The organism is Psychrobacter sp. M13, from assembly GCF_030718935.1.
Lineage (GTDB): Bacteria > Pseudomonadota > Gammaproteobacteria > Pseudomonadales > Moraxellaceae > Psychrobacter > Psychrobacter immobilis_G.
Genome location: NZ_CP132194.1, coordinates 625,902 through 643,415, shown reverse-complemented (window position 1 = coordinate 643,415; position 17,514 = coordinate 625,902). Strand labels below are relative to the sequence as shown.

The window sequence follows — 17,514 nt, the reverse complement described above, 5'->3', positions numbered from 1 at the left end:
GAAAGATAGGCGCTTCCTTGTGCTTGGGGTATGTATTTGGTACTCAGTTTTTACTGCCGAATCAAACGACTCGGTTGAGGTAGTAATTTCAAATCACTGACGCGGCAAGGATTAATATCAATACCGCCTCGGCGCGTATACCAAGCTCTTACTATCAATTCACTTGGCTGATAATGTCGGCTCAAATCTGCAAATATCTGCTCAACACACTGCTCATGAAAGCCATTATGCTGACGGAAACTCAAAATATAATGCAGCATACTAGCCTGATCAAATTCTCGCTTACTAGTCATCTCAACTGCTAAAGCTCCCCAATCAGGCTGATTAGTCACAGGGCAATTACTACGCAAAAGGTTTGAATAAAAGCGATAAGTTCGTTCTGTATTGCTATTTGAATCAACGCTACTACTTTTCAAAACCTCTAACAACGATGCATCAGGATGAAGGGTTAGTGCTACCTTTTCCTTACTATCAGCCAAAGCATCATCAATACAGACGCCATCGGGCTGAGTTATCATCAATTCTGAATTGCGATCCTCTAAATCGAATAGCTCAACTTGTACCTCTGCCTGTACACAAGCTGATAAATCTTTGGCAATTAGCGTTTGCACTTCATCCCAACTGGTAAATTCAGTGAAGTTAATACTGTTAAGATATAGCTTTAACGATTTGGACTCAACAATAAATACAGATGTGGCTGGAATGACAAAGCGCGCCATCGCCACTTGTGAAATGCCTTGCGTATTGAGCCAAGACATCTCGAACGCATGCCACCAGTCCATACCGACGCTTACTTTGTCATCTTGCCAGCCAATAGAATCACGACCTAAGCTGCGAGCAATAGGATATAGCGTCTCAGGGCTATACTCAGTTGGATAATCGGTGGTTTGCTCGCCTAAAATACCGTGAATGCTCATAGTTTACCTTCCAGATTTAACCTGTTTTTATAAGAAGTGACTTTATAAAGAAATATAATAGTTTGAGGCATTTTACCTTAATAAATTCACTTTAGACACTTACTGACTAAGCGAATTTGAAGAATCAAATATGCCTTTATAAATACCCGTTAGACAGCTTACTTTAAACATAAAAAAGCCCAACAACGTTGGACTCTTAAAATAAAGCGATAAGCGTATTTTTACCAATGAATCTACAAGCGAATGCGTGAACCATCGCTAAGCAAACGATAGCAAATAATATAAAAAATTACGCAAAAGACAAAAATAGCTGCCATCGAATACCAAACATTGACATCAGAATATCCCAAGATGCCATAGCGGAAGGCATTAACCATATAGACGATCGGGTTCAATAATGAGATATTTTGCCAAAAGGTTGATAGATCTTCCATTGAATAAAACACCCCGCCCAAGAACGTTAAGGGCGTCAATACAAAGCTTGGAATAATAGAGATATCATCGAATGAGCGTGCATATACTGCATTAATAAAACCACCTAGCGAAAATAAAATCGCTGTTCCTAGCACCGTAAATACCGTCACAAATAAGTGTTCAATGCCCAGCTCAGTAAAGAATAGCGCAACGATAGAGACAATGATTGCGATCACTAAACCGCGAAAGATACCACCGCTGACGTAGCCTGCTAATATAGCGTGTTTAGAGACAGGGGAAACCAACAGCTCCTCAATACTAGCGGTGAACTTAGCACTGAAAAAGCTGGAAACCACGTTAGAGTAACTATTAGTAATCACTGCCATCATAATTAGGCCTGGCACGATAAACTGCATATAAGGTACGCCGCCCATCTCGCCTACTCTATCGCCAATCATCGTACCAAAAATCACAAAATACAGCGCCATAGTGATGACAGGTGGTAGCAAAGTCTGCGGCCAAATACGCAGAATACGGCGGATCTCTTTCATCAATATCGTATTAAAAGCGATCCATTTTTTACTAAATGACATGGTCTCGTTAGGATCTATAATAATTTCCTTTTTCATAGCCCTGCCTCCTTCATACTATCTGCACTTTGAATGTTTTTATCCACTAAGCGCATGAATAGCTCTTCTAAGCGGTTGGACTTATTGCGCATACTAGCTACTTTAATGTTTAGATTGGTTAACTGCTCAAACACAGCGTTGAGAGTCTCGCCTTCACTTAAAGTCACCTCTATCGTTTGCTCATCAGGTTGATCAATCGCGGTTACTTTATCGATAGTCAACGTCTTCGTAAGTGGCTGCTCTAAATCTAAAACAAAGGTTTCAACGGATAATTGCGCTAAGAGATCTTTCATCTCAGTATTAATACGAATTTCACCATGGTCTAAGATAGCGATGCGCTTACACAGCTGCTCGGCTTCCTCTAAATAATGGGTGGTTAGAATAATTGTGGTGTTTTCTTCGACATTGATCTGCTGCATAAACTCCCACATTGAGCGGCGCAGCTCAATATCTACCCCAGCGGTCGGCTCATCGAGAATTAACAGCTTAGGCTTGTGAATAAGCGCACGGGCAATCATTAAGCGGCGCTTCATACCACCAGAGAGCTCGCGGGACTTACTATCACGCTTATCCCATAGACCTAACGCTTTGAGCAGACGCTCGGCACGTGGCTTAGCTTCTTTAGCAGGTATACCAAAATACCCTGCTTGTGTGATAATGATATCTTCAACTTTTTCAAACATATTGAAGTTAAACTCTTGCGGTACAATGCCTAAATACTGCTTGGCGACCGAAGGGTTAGCTAATAAATCAGTGCCGAATATCTCAACGCTGCCCGTTGTTGGCTTAAACAATGAGCTGATAATTCCGATCATCGTTGATTTACCAGCACCGTTCGGCCCCAATAAGGCGAAGAACCCGCCTTGCGGTACCGTTAAGCTAACGTCTTTTAAAGCCGAAAATCCATTATCGTAGGTTTTGGATAAATTCTTAATAGATAACGCTGGTACTTCAGACATGCAAGCCTCTTTATTATTTGTTTATCAATTAATTTATAAAGTATTAAGATCAATCTAAGGCCTTAATGTGAGGCTAATTGGTACCGATTTCAACTGTCAACTATTTATAATGACGAGATAAGTAAAACTAATCAGCTACTAACATTCACTAGTTAACAACGTTCAATAGGTCATAAATTCTGATAAGTATTGACCACAAAAAAGCACTTACCTTATTCAATAAAGTAAGTGCCTTGTGTATACATACTACCTTTAGTTATTACAAAACATCCAAATTAGCTGGCTTCGCCAATCATATAATCAACTGCGTTTTGAACTTCTTCATCAGGAATATCAGCGCCACCTTTGGCGGGCATGGCATTAAAACCTTGGATAGCATGAGTATATAAAGTATCTGCACCTTTGGCAATACGTGGTCCCCAAGCGCCAGCATCACCTAACATCGGTGAACCGAGCAAACCTGAAGCATGACAAGTCTGGCAGACTGCATTATACACAGCAGCACCATCACGTGGACCATCACCTGCGGCAGGACCAGACGAGCGCGCAGTTACATCGCATATCTCGCCCTCTTCAAAGCAGACAGTACCAACGGGCTGAATACGAGCAATCAGGTTTGGATATAGTGCAATCAGCTTTTGTACTTGTGGGGTATCTTCAGGGATAGGCTCTTCTTCAACAGCAGGAGCTGCTGCTACAGCTACAGGAGCATCCGTTGCAAGCTCAGCGCCATCAACGGGAGCTTCACCATCAGTAGTATCCGCAGCGGCTTGTACTTCATCGCCTAATACTGCAGGAGCCTCAGCTACGGCTTCTTGACCTTCTGCTACTGCAGAGATAGCTACAGGAGTATCTACAATATCTTCAGCTTGGCTCACCGCGATACTAGCGATTCCTAGAATGGCAGCTGCCGATAACATCACTACTTTTCTCATTCGTCACGTTCTCTTATATCTAATACAAATGGCTGGCTATTTTACAGGCACACTTGTGATCGATGAATATTAGTGGTTATTAGTGGTTATTCTCCTTGCCATTATAAGGGAAAAGCGGGGCAAATTGCCATGCCTGTTTGCTAACTGAGTTGTTTTTTATACAAAAACTTGAATAGCAAACTTTGTTTATTGGCATTGGGGCTTTTATTTGCTAGACTAGCGGTCTTTAATTCAAACCTGCTTAATGCGCTCGTAGCTCAGTTGGATAGAGTATCGGTCTCCGAAGCCGAGGGTCGTGGGTTCGATTCCCGCCGAGCGCACCAATCATCATATCACCCCCTTCCCTAGTAATACCTAATACATTATTGCCTAACACATCGAAATCTTGAACCGCTAATTGCGGTATAAGTAACGGCTTTTACGGCTTCTGCTTTTAGGCAATGCAAAAAAGCGCATCCTAAAAACTGATGCGCTTTTTTATACCGTCATGACTGCTAGGTTTATTGATTCATACCACGACGTCCTTTATCTTGTCTTTGAGATTTTGCGGCTTCGAGCTGCGCGCGTTGATCATTGGTCAAGACCGCCATCATAGCCTCTCGTTTTTGCATACGATCGATACTAGTGTTTTTTCTGATCGCTTCAATCTGTGTTTGTTGGGCGCTGCTGAGATTTAGCTGCGCTAGCGGATTTTGTTGACCTCTTTTATGTTGGCCTTGATGACCTTTATTTTTTCGCTCTGACTTCATGCTATCTAGCTGCGCTCTTTGCTCAACGGTTAATACCTGCTGTATCGCTTCACGGGTTTGCACACGCTCGTTACGACTATTTTGTTTGATGGCTTGTATTTGTGCCTGCTGCGTAGCACTTAGATTGAGCTGCGCTAGTGGCCCTCTTGTACCGTCCTTGTTGGTGCCTTTATATTGTTTTTGCAGTGAGCTGCTTGCAGAGGTGTCTGTAGTAGCACCTACGCTGGTGCAAGCGGTAACTGCAAAGATGCTAGAGGTTGCCAATACGGATGCCATTAATAATTTTTTCATTGTGATACCTTTTATTTGTTTTGGTTAATAAAGATTTATTTTATCTAACCAATATTTTTAATAATCAAAAATATTAGCTGAATTTTCGATACTGTGTTTGCTGTGTTTGCTATCGATAGCAGATCACTGTGTTTATGATGTCGATCTCATAATGGTCGTTCGTTCACTAAGACGTACAGTAGGTATTTGCTGCACATCAGATGCTAATAATTTAGACTCATATTTTTTAGCTGTATTGCTGTCAATATCTAAATAACTGTCTTCACGACTTGAATCATTGAGGTTATTCCATTGCTTTTCATTAGCAGAAGCAACAGTAACTGAGCTAGGTTCAAATACCTCTAACATCATAGGTAATATTGCAAACGCAGAGGTTAGTGGCGCTATAGCTAATGCTGAGCCTAAACAGAGTAATCGTACCTTAGTGCTAAACAGAGTAAAATAATTTTTCATAGCTATGCTCCTTGATATAACAGTAGTGCTCAGATACTCATTTCAATAGTTATCAGTATAAAAAGATAAGAGCTTCTAAATTCAGCTCTTTGATTGAGTTTAAATTTTTTTATTTTAACTTCTCATCGTTATTCCACTTAAATTTCAATTATGAACAGCTATAATTTAGCGGCTTGAATCGACGATTAAAAACACTGAAGTTGTTTCCCTACTTTATAAAAAATTATATTCCTTTTCTATGTTGCGTAGATTTATGAAACTTTAAGAAAGGTAACGATTGCTGCTATATTCTGTGTTATTAGCTTTTGCAAATACAAAGACCAACCTTGCTAGGTTGGTTTTTATGCAAAGTGTCTGTCATTAATTTATGCTCTATAACGGCTATCTTTGACTGACTTTTTTCTGAGCAGTAAAATGTTTTGCAGGTACAGACTTGGCCTTGGCATGTATATTTTTATGCTGAGTAGCAGCCTTTTTAATAGACTCATGCTTTGAGTGCTGTTTGGTTACTTTGTGCTTTGATACAACAGCGTGCTTAGTCTTTGCTTTCTCCTTTTGATGTTGGACTTGAGAGGAATGCGTTTCTGTTTTATGACTAGCAGCACTAGCTGGACTGAGCATCGCGAAACAGCTAGAAGCCGCTATAACTAAACTGATCATTAACTTTCTCATCATTATTTCCTTAAGGCTCTATATTAATTATCAATAATATAACGTTGTCGTAATCATTGATGTTTTGTCTACGAAGGAAAGTATAAGTAATAATGAGGTTACGTAGATTTATGAAACTTTAAGAAAGGTAACGTTTGTCACCACTGAGCTATTATCTTTAGTAAACTTGCGTAATACGTTGATAGCTTCAGATCAAACAGCATGAGCGTTTTTAAAATGTGAGTGCATTCTAAAAACACCGTTATAATAAAAAATATAGGACTGTGTTATGACTCATATATTACTTGGTGATGATGATGAAGAGTTGACTCAATTGCTACAAGAGTACTTAGGCAATCACGAGGTCAGCTGCGATTGCGTCTATGATGGCGCGCAAGTGTTAGAACGATTACAAGACCCCGATTATCAGTATGATCTACTGGTGCTCGATATTATGATGCCCAAAATAGATGGTCTCAGCGTATTGCGACAATTACCTGCCAGCAGTCAATTGCCCGTCATTATGCTAACCGCAAAAGGCGATGAGATTGATCGTATCATTGGCCTTGAGCTTGGCGCTGATGATTATATCGCCAAGCCCTGTAACCCAAGGGAGCTGCTGGCGCGTATCAATGCGGTCATTAAGCGCACGACTATGCCAAAGATGGATGTACCTACGCTCACTCATGACCGATTGACTTTAGATCAAAGTCATCGTATCTGTACTATCGATGGTATTGAGCTACAAGTGACGGGCACTGAGTTTGATCTGCTAGTTGCACTGCTACAGCAAAAAGGTGAAGTGGTCAGTAAAGAGTGGCTATCACAAACGGTGCTACAGCGCGAACTACAACCCTTTGATCGTAGTCTTGATGTCCATGTCTCACGCCTGCGTAAAAAACTTCAGCCTTTTCATGATGAGCCTATAAAAGCCATTCGTGGTAAAGGCTATCAGTTGGTGCTGTAATGAATATTATGGATAAAAGCTTAGATAGCACTATAAACAAAAAGCGCAAAGGGACGCCGTCACTACCGCTGTTTTGGCGACTATTTTTGAGTCTGCTACTGCTATTACTATTAACGTCGGTGATATCAGTCACTATAGAGCGCTGGATAAATGCGCAAGCATTAGAGTCACGGATGGCGATGCAAGTATCGCATTTAGTCGCTGTCCGTGAAGACGTGATACAGGCACTAGAATCAAGTGACTATAATACCCTGCGACAACTCTATCGCAATGAGCGTGGTCTTCGAGGTCAGATTATCATCGTCGATGAACAAGGCGAGCCTATATCTTCTCGGTTTAGACCCTTAATAGGAGGGAGTAATAGACCATCCGAAGCATTGAATAATCCAGCCTTGCCACCGACGCTACCACCCAATCAGAGGGTTCAAGAGGTTGTGCCAAACACAGATAACTATCCTGAGCTTAAAGATGTATCTGTCACCACGCTCGATGGCACTATTTATACCGTGCAGCTACAACCTCGTCTGCCTCTACCAGAGCTTATAGCACTGCAAAAAAGTAACTTTCCTGTACGCTTTGGCATTATTTTACTCTTCAGTCTATTGGCCTGTTATTGGTTTAGCCATGCTCTGTCTAAACGGATTCATCGGGTTCAGTTTACGATACACCGTATGAGCGAAGGCGATTATCGAGCTGGTGACGACTTATCTAAGCTAGGTGACGATGAGCTGGGCGTACTGGCTAAAGATGTCGCTAAATTGTCTGATCGACTGGCGGATAGTGAGCTGTCACGCAGACAGATGCTCAGTGACATCTCCCATGAACTGCGCTCGCCTTTGGCACGTCTTGAGGTGGCAACTGAGCTCACTCGCGACTATGCGCCAGAAGCTACTCATTACCTCGATCGTATTCAAAAAGAATCCGCTCGTATGAATGAGCTAATTGCGCAAATTATTAACATTCAATCTTTACAAATGCAGCAATATACGACGACTAAAGCAGACAAAGAAGCGATAAATCTGATCGACTTAATCAGTGACATTAGTCAAGATGTCTGCTTTGAATTTCAAAATAAAAACGTGCATTTGCAGTGGCAGCGCCCTACCAATGAAGTAGAGTATTCAACCTTTGGCAATCAGGAGCAATTACATAGCGCTCTTGAGAATGTGGTTCGTAATGCCTTTATACATACGCCTGAGCACTCAACAGTAACTATAACTATAGACAAAGCCCGAACGGAGCAGGTATCAATAATACAAGTTAATATAGCAGATGAAGGTGGCGGTATCGCTGAAAAAGATGTGGAGCGAATATTTGAGCCTTTTGTCCGTCTTGACTCAGCGCGCCAGCGTCAAACGGGCGGTTATGGGCTCGGTCTGGCGATTGCCCATGCCGTGATAATGGCGCATAAAGGTCAAATACATGCTCGTAATAGGACAGATAATCAAGGGCTAGTCGTACAGATTGAACTACCGTCTTTTAGAACTTTACCTTTTGGTAAGTAATATAAAATGACCTTACAAAAACATTATCTACTCGTAATCCTGACTGAAAATCACTGACAGCTCCTTAGCTGCCTCTTGCATAAGAGGCACGTAGCTGAGCAACTCTTCTAGACTTTTTCTCACTGTCGGTCCATGGGTGAACACCGTCGCAAAGGCTTGTTGATCGCCATTAGGAATCATGACAGCACAAGCGACCATACCTGGAATAAACTCCTCATTATCTACTCCTACTCCCGTCTCGCGCGTTGTGGCAATCGTTTGCATCAGTTGCTTTTTATCGGTCTGAGTTTTGGTCGTTAACGCATGTAACGACATTTTTTCAACGATGCGCTCGCATTTATCATCCGCTAACTGTGATAACAATAATTTGCCACTGGCACTCGCCCAAACGGGGACATGAGTGCCCGAAGGTAAAAATATTTGTAGCGGCCAATCCGACATAACACGGTCGATATAAACCACGTCTAAGTCTTGCATGATCGAGATACCTACCGTCTCCCCTATTTTTGCTGACAGCTCATTGAGTATGGCTAACCGCTCATTTTTAAAATCGCTGTTTTGCAATAAGTTCATGGCAAGCTTGTAGGTGCGTTTCCCGCAAGCGACCTTCCCTGGCAAATCTAATTGAACAAATTCAAGGTTCTGCAATTGATCCAATAACCGATACATACTAGGCACAGGCACATCTAACGTTTCTGCTAAGTCGCTGACACTTAATGGCCGTTGCGAAGCGGCGAGAACCTCTACTATCTGCAAAACGCGCTCAACGCTTGAACCTTTCTTTTTAGTATTACTCATTACTTACTCTAAACCTCTAGCTGATTCTCAGCGAATAAATTTATTTATTATAACGATAAAATTAATCTTTTTGCGTCTTGCTATTACAAAAATATTCTGTTAACTTTTACATATCGATAAAATATTTATCGTTATACGAATTTTTTATCTAAATACCGTCTACTTTGGTGAGTGGTTTGTACTATAAATCAGCGATTTACTAAGACCTCATTTATAGTCATTAATGCAAGGATGAGTCACTATGTCACACAGTATTGTTTTACCCAGAACCATGGAGATTGGACGCGAGGCTTGTCAAAACCTGCCCACGATATTAGCCAGTTTAGGTATAAAAAAGCCGCTCATCATTACTGACGAGATGATGGTCAAGCTTGGCTATGTCGATAATGTACAAGCTATTTTGAAAGCGGTGAATATCGTTGCCGATGTCTTCTCAGACACCGTGCCAGAACCTACCGAAAGCTCTATCGCAGCTGGAGTGTCGCTAGTAAAAGCTCAAGACTACGACGGACTCATTGCCTTAGGCGGCGGCAGTCCTATCGACAGTGCAAAAGCCATCTCTATCCTAGGAAAGTTCGGTGGTGTCATGCGCGATTATAAGTTTCCTCGTCAAGTGAACGAGGCAGGCTTACCTATTGTCGCGATACCAACGACAGCTGGCACAGGCTCAGAGGTGACCCGTTTTACTATCATTACCGATGACGCTAATAACGAAAAGCTGTTGTGCGTGGGTATGGGATTTATGCCCGTTGCAGCCATTATCGATTATAGTCTGACGATGAGCGTACCACCGCGCACCACCGCAGACACTGGCATCGATGCGATGACCCATGCTATCGAAGCCTATATCAGCCCCAAACGTAATGCTTATAGCGATCAACAGTCGCTCGCCGCTTTACGCCTGATTGGGCCCAATATTCAAACCGCTTATCACGATGGCAAAGACGAGACCGCACGTGAGGCAATGATGCTAGGTTCTACCTTAGCTGGTATTGCATTCTGTAATTCTTCAGTGGCCTTAGTACATGGTATGAGTCGTCCAATCGGTGCTTTTTTTCATGTGCCGCACGGCTTATCTAACGCGATGTTACTGCCAACCATTACAGAATTCGGCATAGCGAGTGCGCCCGATCGTTATGCTGACTGTGCGCGCGCACTAGGCGTATCTGATTATAGCGACACCAACGATCAGGCAAACGTTAGCTTGGTGAGTTACCTAAAAAACTTAAATAAAGAACTACAGGTGCCGACACTCGCTGAATTTGGCGTACAAAGAACTGATTTCGATGCGCTTATCGATACCATGTGTAAGCAAGCATTTGCGTCAGGGTCGCCTAATAATAATCCTCGCATACCCAGTTTAGAAGAGATGATTCAGCTATATACCTTACTGTGGAATGATACTAATTCGGTCGAAAATGCACCGAGCTAGTACACCGAGCAGAAACAGTCTTCATTAATTTTTAACTTACTTATTATCCAAACTCTAAAAGGAAACACATTATGCAAACTATTGGACATTTTATTAACGGCAGCCTGTTAAACAATGACAGCAAAACTCAAGATGTTTACAACCCATCGACAGGTGAAATTAGCAAGCAAGTGGCACTAGGCGGTGTAAAAACCATCGGTGAAGCCGTCGCTGCGGCAAAAGCGGCATTTCCAGCGTGGAGCAAAACCCCACCGATGAAACGCGCTCGTGTCATGTTCAAATTTAAAGAGTTATTAGAGCAAAATGCTGACGAGATATGTAGATTGATTGGTGAAGAGCATGGAAAAATTGTTCACGACGCTGCGGGCGAACTACAACGCGGTATCGAGAATGTCGAATATGCTTGCGGCGCACCTGAATTACTCAAAGGCGAGCACAGTCGTAATGTAGGTACTGATATCGACTCTTGGAGTGAGTTTCATCCGCTAGGCGTCGTCGCTGGTATCACGCCCTTTAACTTCCCAGTCATGGTACCGCTGTGGATGTTTCCTATGGCTATTGTGTGTGGTAATACCTTTGTGCTAAAACCCTCTGAGCGTGATCCAAGTGTCACGTTATTTATCGCGCAGCTACTACAACAAGCGGGTGTCCCAGATGGCGTCATCAATGTCGTCAATGGTGGCAAAGAAGCCGTCGATGCCATTTTACATCACCCTGATGTCAAAGCCGTTAGCTTCGTCGGCTCTACCCCTATCGCTGAATACATCTATACCACCGCCGCTGCGCAGGGCAAACGCTGTCAAGCATTAGGCGGTGCAAAGAATCATGCAATCGTTATGCCAGATGCCGACTTAGATAATGTAGTGACCTCACTGTTAGGTGCCGCTTTTGGCTCATCAGGAGAGCGTTGTATGGCTCTGTCTGTCGCCGTTGCAGTCGGTGATGAGACTGCTGACAAAATGATTGCAGCATTACAACCTGCTATTGAAGGCCTCAAGTTTGGTGTGCATTCAGATAAAGGTAACGACTTTGGCCCTGTCATTACAGAGGCACACAAATCTAAAGTTTTAGGTTATATCAAAAGCGCTACCGATCAAGGTGCCAAGCTGGTTATCGATGGCTCTAATGCCTCACCTAAAGGCTACGAGAAAGGGTTCTTTGTCGGTCCAACTTTGATTGATCATGTCACCAAAGAGATGCACAGCTATGAGGCCGAAATTTTTGGTCCGGTCTTACAAGTGATACGAGTACAGACTATGAGCGAAGCCGTACAGCTCATCAATGACCATGAATATGGTAACGGCACTTGTATTTATACTAGAGATGGTGAAGCGGCGCGTTATTTTATTGACAACATTCAGGTCGGTATGGTCGGTGTCAATATTCCACTGCCAGTACCCGTAGCATCGCAAAGCTTTGGCGGCTGGAAGCGTTCATTATTCGGTGATTTGGCTATGTACGGACCAGATGGCGTAAGATTCTTTACTCGTCGCAAAACGATCACCCAGCGCTGGCCTAGTGCGGCACTAAGAGAAGAGAAACAATTCTCTATGCCAACTTAACCGCTATTTTTTATCAGTCGTCTTTTATAAATAACTTTTTATAAGACTTTTTTATTAGCAGAATTTTAAATATCACTTCAATAAGGTAAAACACCATGCAAAATCAAACTTTCGAAAACATCGATTTCAGTGTAGAAAACCAAGTAGGTTATATTTCTATCAATAGTCCACCTGCCAATACGTTAAGTACGACTACAATTAACGGACTATCTGAGTGTTTCAAACAGGCGCAAGCAGATCAAAGCATTAAGGTAATTGTAATAACGGGTACGGGTAAAATGTTCGTCGCTGGCGCAGATATCAAAGAGTTTACCGAAGCGTTTAACGATGCTCAAAAAGGCAAAAAACTCTCACAAGATGCTCAAGCCGTGATGAATACTATTGAGGCCTCTACCAAGCCCGTTATCGCCGCTATCAACGGTGCTTGTCTAGGTGGCGGGTTAGAGCTTGCTATGAGTTGCCATTTGCGTCTGGCCGCTGATGAAGCCAAGTTAGGTCAGCCAGAGCTAAATCTAGGTCTGATACCTGGATTCGGAGGCACTCAGCGCCTTGCTCGTATTACTAATAAAGCTAAAGCATTAGAGCTAATCCTTACAGGTCGATTTATCGGTGGTCAAGAGGCTGAAAAAATCGGTCTAGTTAATAAATCAGTTCCCCTCGCTGAATTAATGGATGAGACCAAAAAACTAGCTGAATCTATTGCTCTTAACAAAAGCGCCGAATCTGTCAAAGCAACGATTATAGCTGTCAATGAAGGCATGGCAACCACCTTAGAAAAAGGACTGGAGATAGAAGCCGAACAATGGGCGCAGCTATTCGAGACAGAGAATATGGTCGAAGGCGTTAACGCTTTTATGGAAAAACGTAAGCCTAACTTTAAGGGGTAGTTCTCTTTTTAGTCGTCAGTAAATTCAATCTAAAGCATGGTTATCGTTATACTGATTGTGATATATAACGGTGATCATGCTTTATTTTTTATAACGATTTTAGAAAAATTTAATCTCGTATAGCGTAAATAAAACAAATCATGAGGTGATATAAATGGTGGTTACATCGGAAGTAAAAAACGGTATGGGTTGGTTAAAAATAAACCGACCTAAAGTCTTAAACGCTATTAATGCAGAAGTCGTTGAACTTCTAACGAACGCTTTAGAGGAATGGCAAGACGATGCTAATGTGCTATTCGTTTGCCTATCTGGCGCAGGAGAAAAAGGATTTTGTGCTGGAGGCGATATGCGCAAATTCTATGATCTAGAAGCCGAAGAGGTCATACCTTACGCGGAGCAGTTTTTCTCTACAGAATACCGCTTAGATGCTCTCATCCATAACTACTCCAAACCTATTATCGCTTATATGAATGGCATCGTTATGGGAGGTGGTGTCGGACTGTCTGTCGGCGCCTCTCACCGTATCGTCACCGAAAAAACAAAATGGGCCATGCCTGAGATGAACATCGGCTTCTTCCCTGACGTAGGCGCAAGCTTTTTCCTCAATCAAATGCCAAGGTACACCGGTCGTTATCTCGCTCTAACCGCTAAGGTTATCAAGGCAAATGACGTTATTTATAGTGGCAGCGCTGATTACACTATAGACAGCAGTGAGTGGGAAACTATAGAAGAAAAACTACTCACTCAAAAGTGGTCACAGAACTCAATCAATAAAGATCTCGATGCCTTCTTTGAATCAAACTCTACTAAATCAGCAGATATTACCGAGCTAAAAGCAAACCAAGATGACATAAATCGTCATTTCCAATATGACACCATCGAAGAGATAGTCGCATCATTAGAAAGTGAAGCCGCTAATGGCAACGAATGGGCCGCACTGACCTTAAAAACCATCCTTGCAAAATCACCTACCTCATTAAAAGTGACCTTACAGCAGCTCATCAATGGTGAAGATAAATCGCTTAGCGAATGCTTGGAGATGGAAAAGGACATGGCCATTCATTTTATGGCTACCCCTGACTTTTATGAAGGCGTGCGTGCGGTACTAGTTGATAAAGATGGCTCTCCAAATTGGCATCCTAACAAATTAGAAGCTTTAACTGAGTCAGATATCGAGCGTTACTTTACAGTGCTTAGTAAAGATATTTAACACTTAACGATCATAAAAAAGGCGGCTAGCGCTATATCGTATGTAGCATTAGCCGCTATGATAAGTATGCTCTGTGAGTAGTAGCAAGCCTTAATGATGTATGGAATACACTCTATCAGCTTTTACTTGGCTCACATCGAGCATTAGTCACTCTTGTTTATCACCGTTTAGCGCTTTATAACTTTGGCAGCTAGATGAGCTGCCATTATCGCAGGCTTGGCTAAACCAACGCTTGGCTTGTTCGAGATCTTGCGCAACTTTTTGGCCTTTGACGTACATAATGCCTATGTTACGCTGAGCATTGGCATAGTTCTGTGCCGCTGATTTTTGCAGCAGCTCAAGCGCTTTGGCATAGTCCTGCGGTACGCCATTGCCCTCTAGATACATGATGGCGAGATTATTTTGACCGACAGCAGCGCCTTTTTGGGCTGATTGCTCAAGTAAGCTGAGCGCTTGGGCATAGTCTTGGGTGACGCCCAATCCTGAGTAATACGCCCAGCCCAAACTGCCTTGACCTATTGCATTACCTTGCTCAGCGGCTTTTTTATACCATAGGGCTGACTGAGCATAGTCTTGCTCGACACCGAACCCTCTCTCATACATATAGCCAAGATTATTCTGACCCAGCACATTGCCTTGAGCCGCCGCTTTGCGCATCCAGTAGACTGCTTGCTTATAGTCTTGCGTGACGCCCAAACCCTTTTGATATAACTGACCAATATTATTTTGCGCGTTTGCATGCCCTTGATCAGCCGCTTTTTTGTACCATTGTAGCGCTTGAGCATAATTCTGCTGCGTACCTGTGCCTGCCTCATACATTACGCCAAGATTGTTTTGTGCGGAGTCATAACCTTGCTCGGCTGACTTTTTGTACCACTTTATGGCCTCAGCATAATCCTGCTGGAACCCTGTGCCCAGATCGTACATCAGGCCGATATTATACTGTGCCGAGGATTCTTCTTGGGCGGCGGCTTTTCGATACCATTCGTAGGCTTTATTATAGTCCCTTACCACGCCTAAGCCGTTGTAGTACAGGATGCCAAGTCTCGTCTGTGAGCGTCTATCGCCTTGAGCTGCCGCCTTTTGATACCATTCGACCGCCTTGCTAATATCTTGCTCGACACCGCGGCCTTGTTGATACAAAATGGCGATATTGTACTGAGCGGAGGCTTCCCCTTGCTCAGCGGCTCGCTGGTACCACAGCGCTGCTTGATTATCATCTGCTGTAACGCCGCGACCTGTAGCGTACAAGGTTCCTAGGTTTTTTTGTGCCAGTGCATTGCCTTGCTGTGCCGATTTTTTGTACCAGTACATCGCTTTGACAGAATCCTGCTCGACGCCTGTTCCTGTCTCATACATATAAGCAAGATTGTTCTGAGCAGAGACATTGCCTTGATTGGCCGCTTTGGTATACCAATACACAGCTTTTGCGATATCTTGTGCGCTGGCTCCGCTGACGTCGTATTTGATGCCGAGGCTAAGTTGGGCGGCGGCATAGCCTCTATCCGCTAGGGTCTCAGTGGTGATTAGGCTAGTCGCCTGCGCTGATACGCAGATTCCCAGCGCTACTCCCATAGCCATCACTTTATAGGTGAGTTTTTGTTTGAATAGAGATGAGGTCATTAGGGTTCCTACAAAATAAAGGCGCAGTACAAATAATTAATATCCGTTTTCAATAATTTAAAATATACGTAGCCTAACCCCAATAAACAATCGTTTATTTTAATAATTTCAAAAATACCTATAATGTGCCCTGCAAAACCTGCACCTTATCTATAGTTATCTCTACTTTAAAACCTAAATAAGACCCCACATAAGATTAGTAACTATATTAGTAAGTATAGTTTTATCAAAAATCCTATTTGAAGAACTTCACTTATAAAAATTATAGTGCTTATTCTACGCTCTGCAAATAAGCGTTTAGCTGAGTGCGATTTGGTACTCGGTGGTAGTTAACGACAGGCACGCCTCCTAAGTGACGCTGACCAACGGCTATTTTTTTATCAATAGTAATCATAGCCACCTTTAGCCCTTGCTTGGTGATCAATAGGTGGTTACGATTACGGGCGACTCGATAGTCGGGAAAATGCTGTTTGACTACCTTTAGGGTCTTTTGTAGCGCATCATTAGCAGATGAATTCATATCTACAGCAGACTCACCTTTTGAGCCCGACTCACCGCGCGATTTGGCTACTAGCCATAAGGCAATACCAACTGCTAGTAGTATGACAAGCCACCAAATTCCGTCTATCATAGAGGGGCATCCATTTTTATTAGAGGGTAATACTATGTTAGCAGAAACCTCGGCAAAATTAACCGATAACCTACAACAAGCTACGCAAATTTTGGCTCAATCGTCACAAATTTGTATTTTGACAGGGGCTGGTATTTCAGCTGAGAGTGGTATTCCTACCTTTAGAGATAAGCAGACAGGGCTTTGGGAGCAGTATCGCGCTGAAGATTTGGCGAGTGCTGAAGCGTTTGAGCGTGATCCAGAGCTGGTATGGTCTTGGTATCAGTGGCGGCGTCAGCTGGTACATGACAAGGCCCCAAACTCGGCGCACCTTGCTCTAGCGCGCTGGCAGCAAGCAGGATCGCACAAGATTACATTAGTTACTCAAAACGTAGATGACTTACATGAACAGGCAAAGCATCATGAACGAACAAGCCGCCATGAGCCTTCAAATGACAGTAAACCATTAGGTAATCTTAATAACATCGACAGTACCGTGCATCATTTGCATGGACATCTATGGCGTAATCGCTGTAGCCAATGCCATAAGCCTTATACTGAGCAATCAGCTCAGCCAAAATCTGATATCGATTTTGATACTAAGCTCATTCATTGTAGTGAGTGCGACGGGCTTATCAGACCTGATATCGTCTGGTTTGGGGAGTCGCTGCCAGTGGACTCTTGGCAAATCGCTGAGCAAGCCGCGGCAAATTGTGAGGTGTTCATTAGCATTGGCACCTCAAGCTTAGTTTATCCTGCCGCAGGGCTGGCGCAACTTGCCAAGCAAAACGGCGCTAAAATTATTGAGATCAACCCCAACCCTACGGCTAACTCATTCGTCGATATTACTTTAGCCGCAAAAGCAGGCGAGGTCATGCCGTTATTGGTAGATAGGATTCTATAAAAACACTATTACTCTATG

17 protein-coding genes and 1 tRNA gene are annotated in these 17,514 nt (G+C 43.0%); 8 read left to right on the top strand and 10 right to left on the bottom strand.

What is annotated here, in order from left to right; all coding sequences use genetic code 11:
• Positions 1–50 precede the first annotated feature (50 nt).
• The 4 genes from queF to Q9G97_RS02715 form a co-directional block, all read right to left on the bottom strand.
• Positions 51–917: an NADPH-dependent 7-cyano-7-deazaguanine reductase QueF gene (gene queF, locus Q9G97_RS02730; protein ID WP_305899631.1), complete on the bottom strand. Its 867-nt coding sequence runs from the start codon at positions 915–917 to the stop codon at positions 51–53.
• A 233-nt stretch (positions 918–1,150) separates the two neighbouring features.
• The gene (locus Q9G97_RS02725; protein ID WP_201573713.1) at positions 1,151–1,924 is read right to left on the bottom strand and encodes an ABC transporter permease; all 774 of its coding nucleotides are present in this window, start codon (positions 1,922–1,924) and stop codon (positions 1,151–1,153) included.
• Positions 1,925–1,956: 32 nt separating this feature from the next.
• Positions 1,957–2,919 (bottom strand): ABC transporter ATP-binding protein, encoded by a 963-nt coding sequence (locus Q9G97_RS02720; protein WP_201571893.1) that lies wholly within the window; start codon positions 2,917–2,919, stop codon positions 1,957–1,959.
• A gap of 275 nt (positions 2,920–3,194) precedes the next feature.
• Positions 3,195–3,854, bottom strand: a complete 660-nt coding sequence (locus Q9G97_RS02715; RefSeq protein ID WP_305899630.1) for a cytochrome c5 family protein — start codon at positions 3,852–3,854, stop codon at positions 3,195–3,197.
• 246 nt (positions 3,855–4,100) lie between these two features.
• On the opposite strand from Q9G97_RS02715, the gene Q9G97_RS02710 reads away from it, so the two are divergent.
• Positions 4,101–4,177 (top strand) — tRNA-Arg (locus tag Q9G97_RS02710).
• 177 nt (positions 4,178–4,354) lie between these two features.
• Here the strand turns inward: Q9G97_RS02710 and Q9G97_RS02705 are convergent.
• From Q9G97_RS02705 to Q9G97_RS02695, 3 genes are all read right to left on the bottom strand, one after another.
• Positions 4,355–4,894, bottom strand: a complete 540-nt coding sequence (locus Q9G97_RS02705) for a hypothetical protein (RefSeq protein WP_305899629.1) — start codon at positions 4,892–4,894, stop codon at positions 4,355–4,357.
• Positions 4,895–5,026: 132 nt separating this feature from the next.
• On the bottom strand, positions 5,027–5,347 hold the full coding sequence (locus Q9G97_RS02700) for a hypothetical protein (RefSeq protein ID WP_201571877.1): 321 nt from the start codon (positions 5,345–5,347) through the stop codon (positions 5,027–5,029).
• A gap of 381 nt (positions 5,348–5,728) precedes the next feature.
• On the bottom strand, positions 5,729–6,019 hold the full coding sequence (locus Q9G97_RS02695; RefSeq protein WP_305899628.1) for a hypothetical protein: 291 nt from the start codon (positions 6,017–6,019) through the stop codon (positions 5,729–5,731).
• A 268-nt stretch (positions 6,020–6,287) separates the two neighbouring features.
• Between Q9G97_RS02695 and Q9G97_RS02690 the strand changes: the two genes are divergently transcribed.
• On the top strand, positions 6,288–6,965 hold the full coding sequence (locus tag Q9G97_RS02690) for a response regulator transcription factor (protein WP_305899627.1): 678 nt from the start codon (positions 6,288–6,290) through the stop codon (positions 6,963–6,965).
• Positions 6,966–6,973: 8 nt separating this feature from the next.
• Positions 6,974–8,470, top strand: coding sequence for a cell wall metabolism sensor histidine kinase WalK (locus tag Q9G97_RS02685; protein WP_305899626.1), 1,497 nt, complete (start codon positions 6,974–6,976; stop codon positions 8,468–8,470).
• 27 nt (positions 8,471–8,497) lie between these two features.
• Here Q9G97_RS02685 and Q9G97_RS02680 read toward each other — a convergent pair whose 3' ends face one another.
• Positions 8,498–9,268 carry an IclR family transcriptional regulator gene (locus Q9G97_RS02680; RefSeq protein WP_201571861.1) on the bottom strand — a complete coding sequence of 257 codons (771 nt, stop codon included), beginning with the start codon at positions 9,266–9,268 and terminating at the stop codon, positions 8,498–8,500.
• Positions 9,269–9,509: 241 nt separating this feature from the next.
• Between Q9G97_RS02680 and Q9G97_RS02675 the strand changes: the two genes are divergently transcribed.
• From Q9G97_RS02675 to Q9G97_RS02660, 4 genes are all read left to right on the top strand, one after another.
• Positions 9,510–10,700, top strand: coding sequence for an iron-containing alcohol dehydrogenase (locus Q9G97_RS02675; protein WP_305899625.1), 1,191 nt, complete (start codon positions 9,510–9,512; stop codon positions 10,698–10,700).
• Positions 10,701–10,771: 71 nt separating this feature from the next.
• Positions 10,772–12,262, top strand: coding sequence for a CoA-acylating methylmalonate-semialdehyde dehydrogenase (locus tag Q9G97_RS02670; protein WP_305899624.1), 1,491 nt, complete (start codon positions 10,772–10,774; stop codon positions 12,260–12,262).
• A gap of 95 nt (positions 12,263–12,357) precedes the next feature.
• Positions 12,358–13,149 carry an enoyl-CoA hydratase-related protein gene (locus tag Q9G97_RS02665; protein ID WP_305899623.1) on the top strand — a complete coding sequence of 264 codons (792 nt, stop codon included), beginning with the start codon at positions 12,358–12,360 and terminating at the stop codon, positions 13,147–13,149.
• A 154-nt stretch (positions 13,150–13,303) separates the two neighbouring features.
• Positions 13,304–14,359, top strand: coding sequence for an enoyl-CoA hydratase/isomerase family protein (locus Q9G97_RS02660; RefSeq protein ID WP_305899622.1), 1,056 nt, complete (start codon positions 13,304–13,306; stop codon positions 14,357–14,359).
• 147 nt (positions 14,360–14,506) lie between these two features.
• On the opposite strand, the gene Q9G97_RS02655 is transcribed toward Q9G97_RS02660, so the two are convergent.
• Both Q9G97_RS02655 and Q9G97_RS02650 read right to left on the bottom strand, forming a co-directional pair.
• Positions 14,507–15,982, bottom strand: a complete 1,476-nt coding sequence (locus tag Q9G97_RS02655) for an SEL1-like repeat protein (protein WP_305899621.1) — start codon at positions 15,980–15,982, stop codon at positions 14,507–14,509.
• Positions 15,983–16,253: 271 nt separating this feature from the next.
• The gene (locus Q9G97_RS02650) at positions 16,254–16,613 is read right to left on the bottom strand and encodes a hypothetical protein (RefSeq protein ID WP_305899620.1); all 360 of its coding nucleotides are present in this window, start codon (positions 16,611–16,613) and stop codon (positions 16,254–16,256) included.
• A gap of 34 nt (positions 16,614–16,647) precedes the next feature.
• Between Q9G97_RS02650 and Q9G97_RS02645 the strand changes: the two genes are divergently transcribed.
• Positions 16,648–17,496: an NAD-dependent deacylase gene (locus Q9G97_RS02645; protein ID WP_305899619.1), complete on the top strand. Its 849-nt coding sequence runs from the start codon at positions 16,648–16,650 to the stop codon at positions 17,494–17,496.
• The last annotated feature ends 18 nt before the right edge of the window (positions 17,497–17,514 follow it).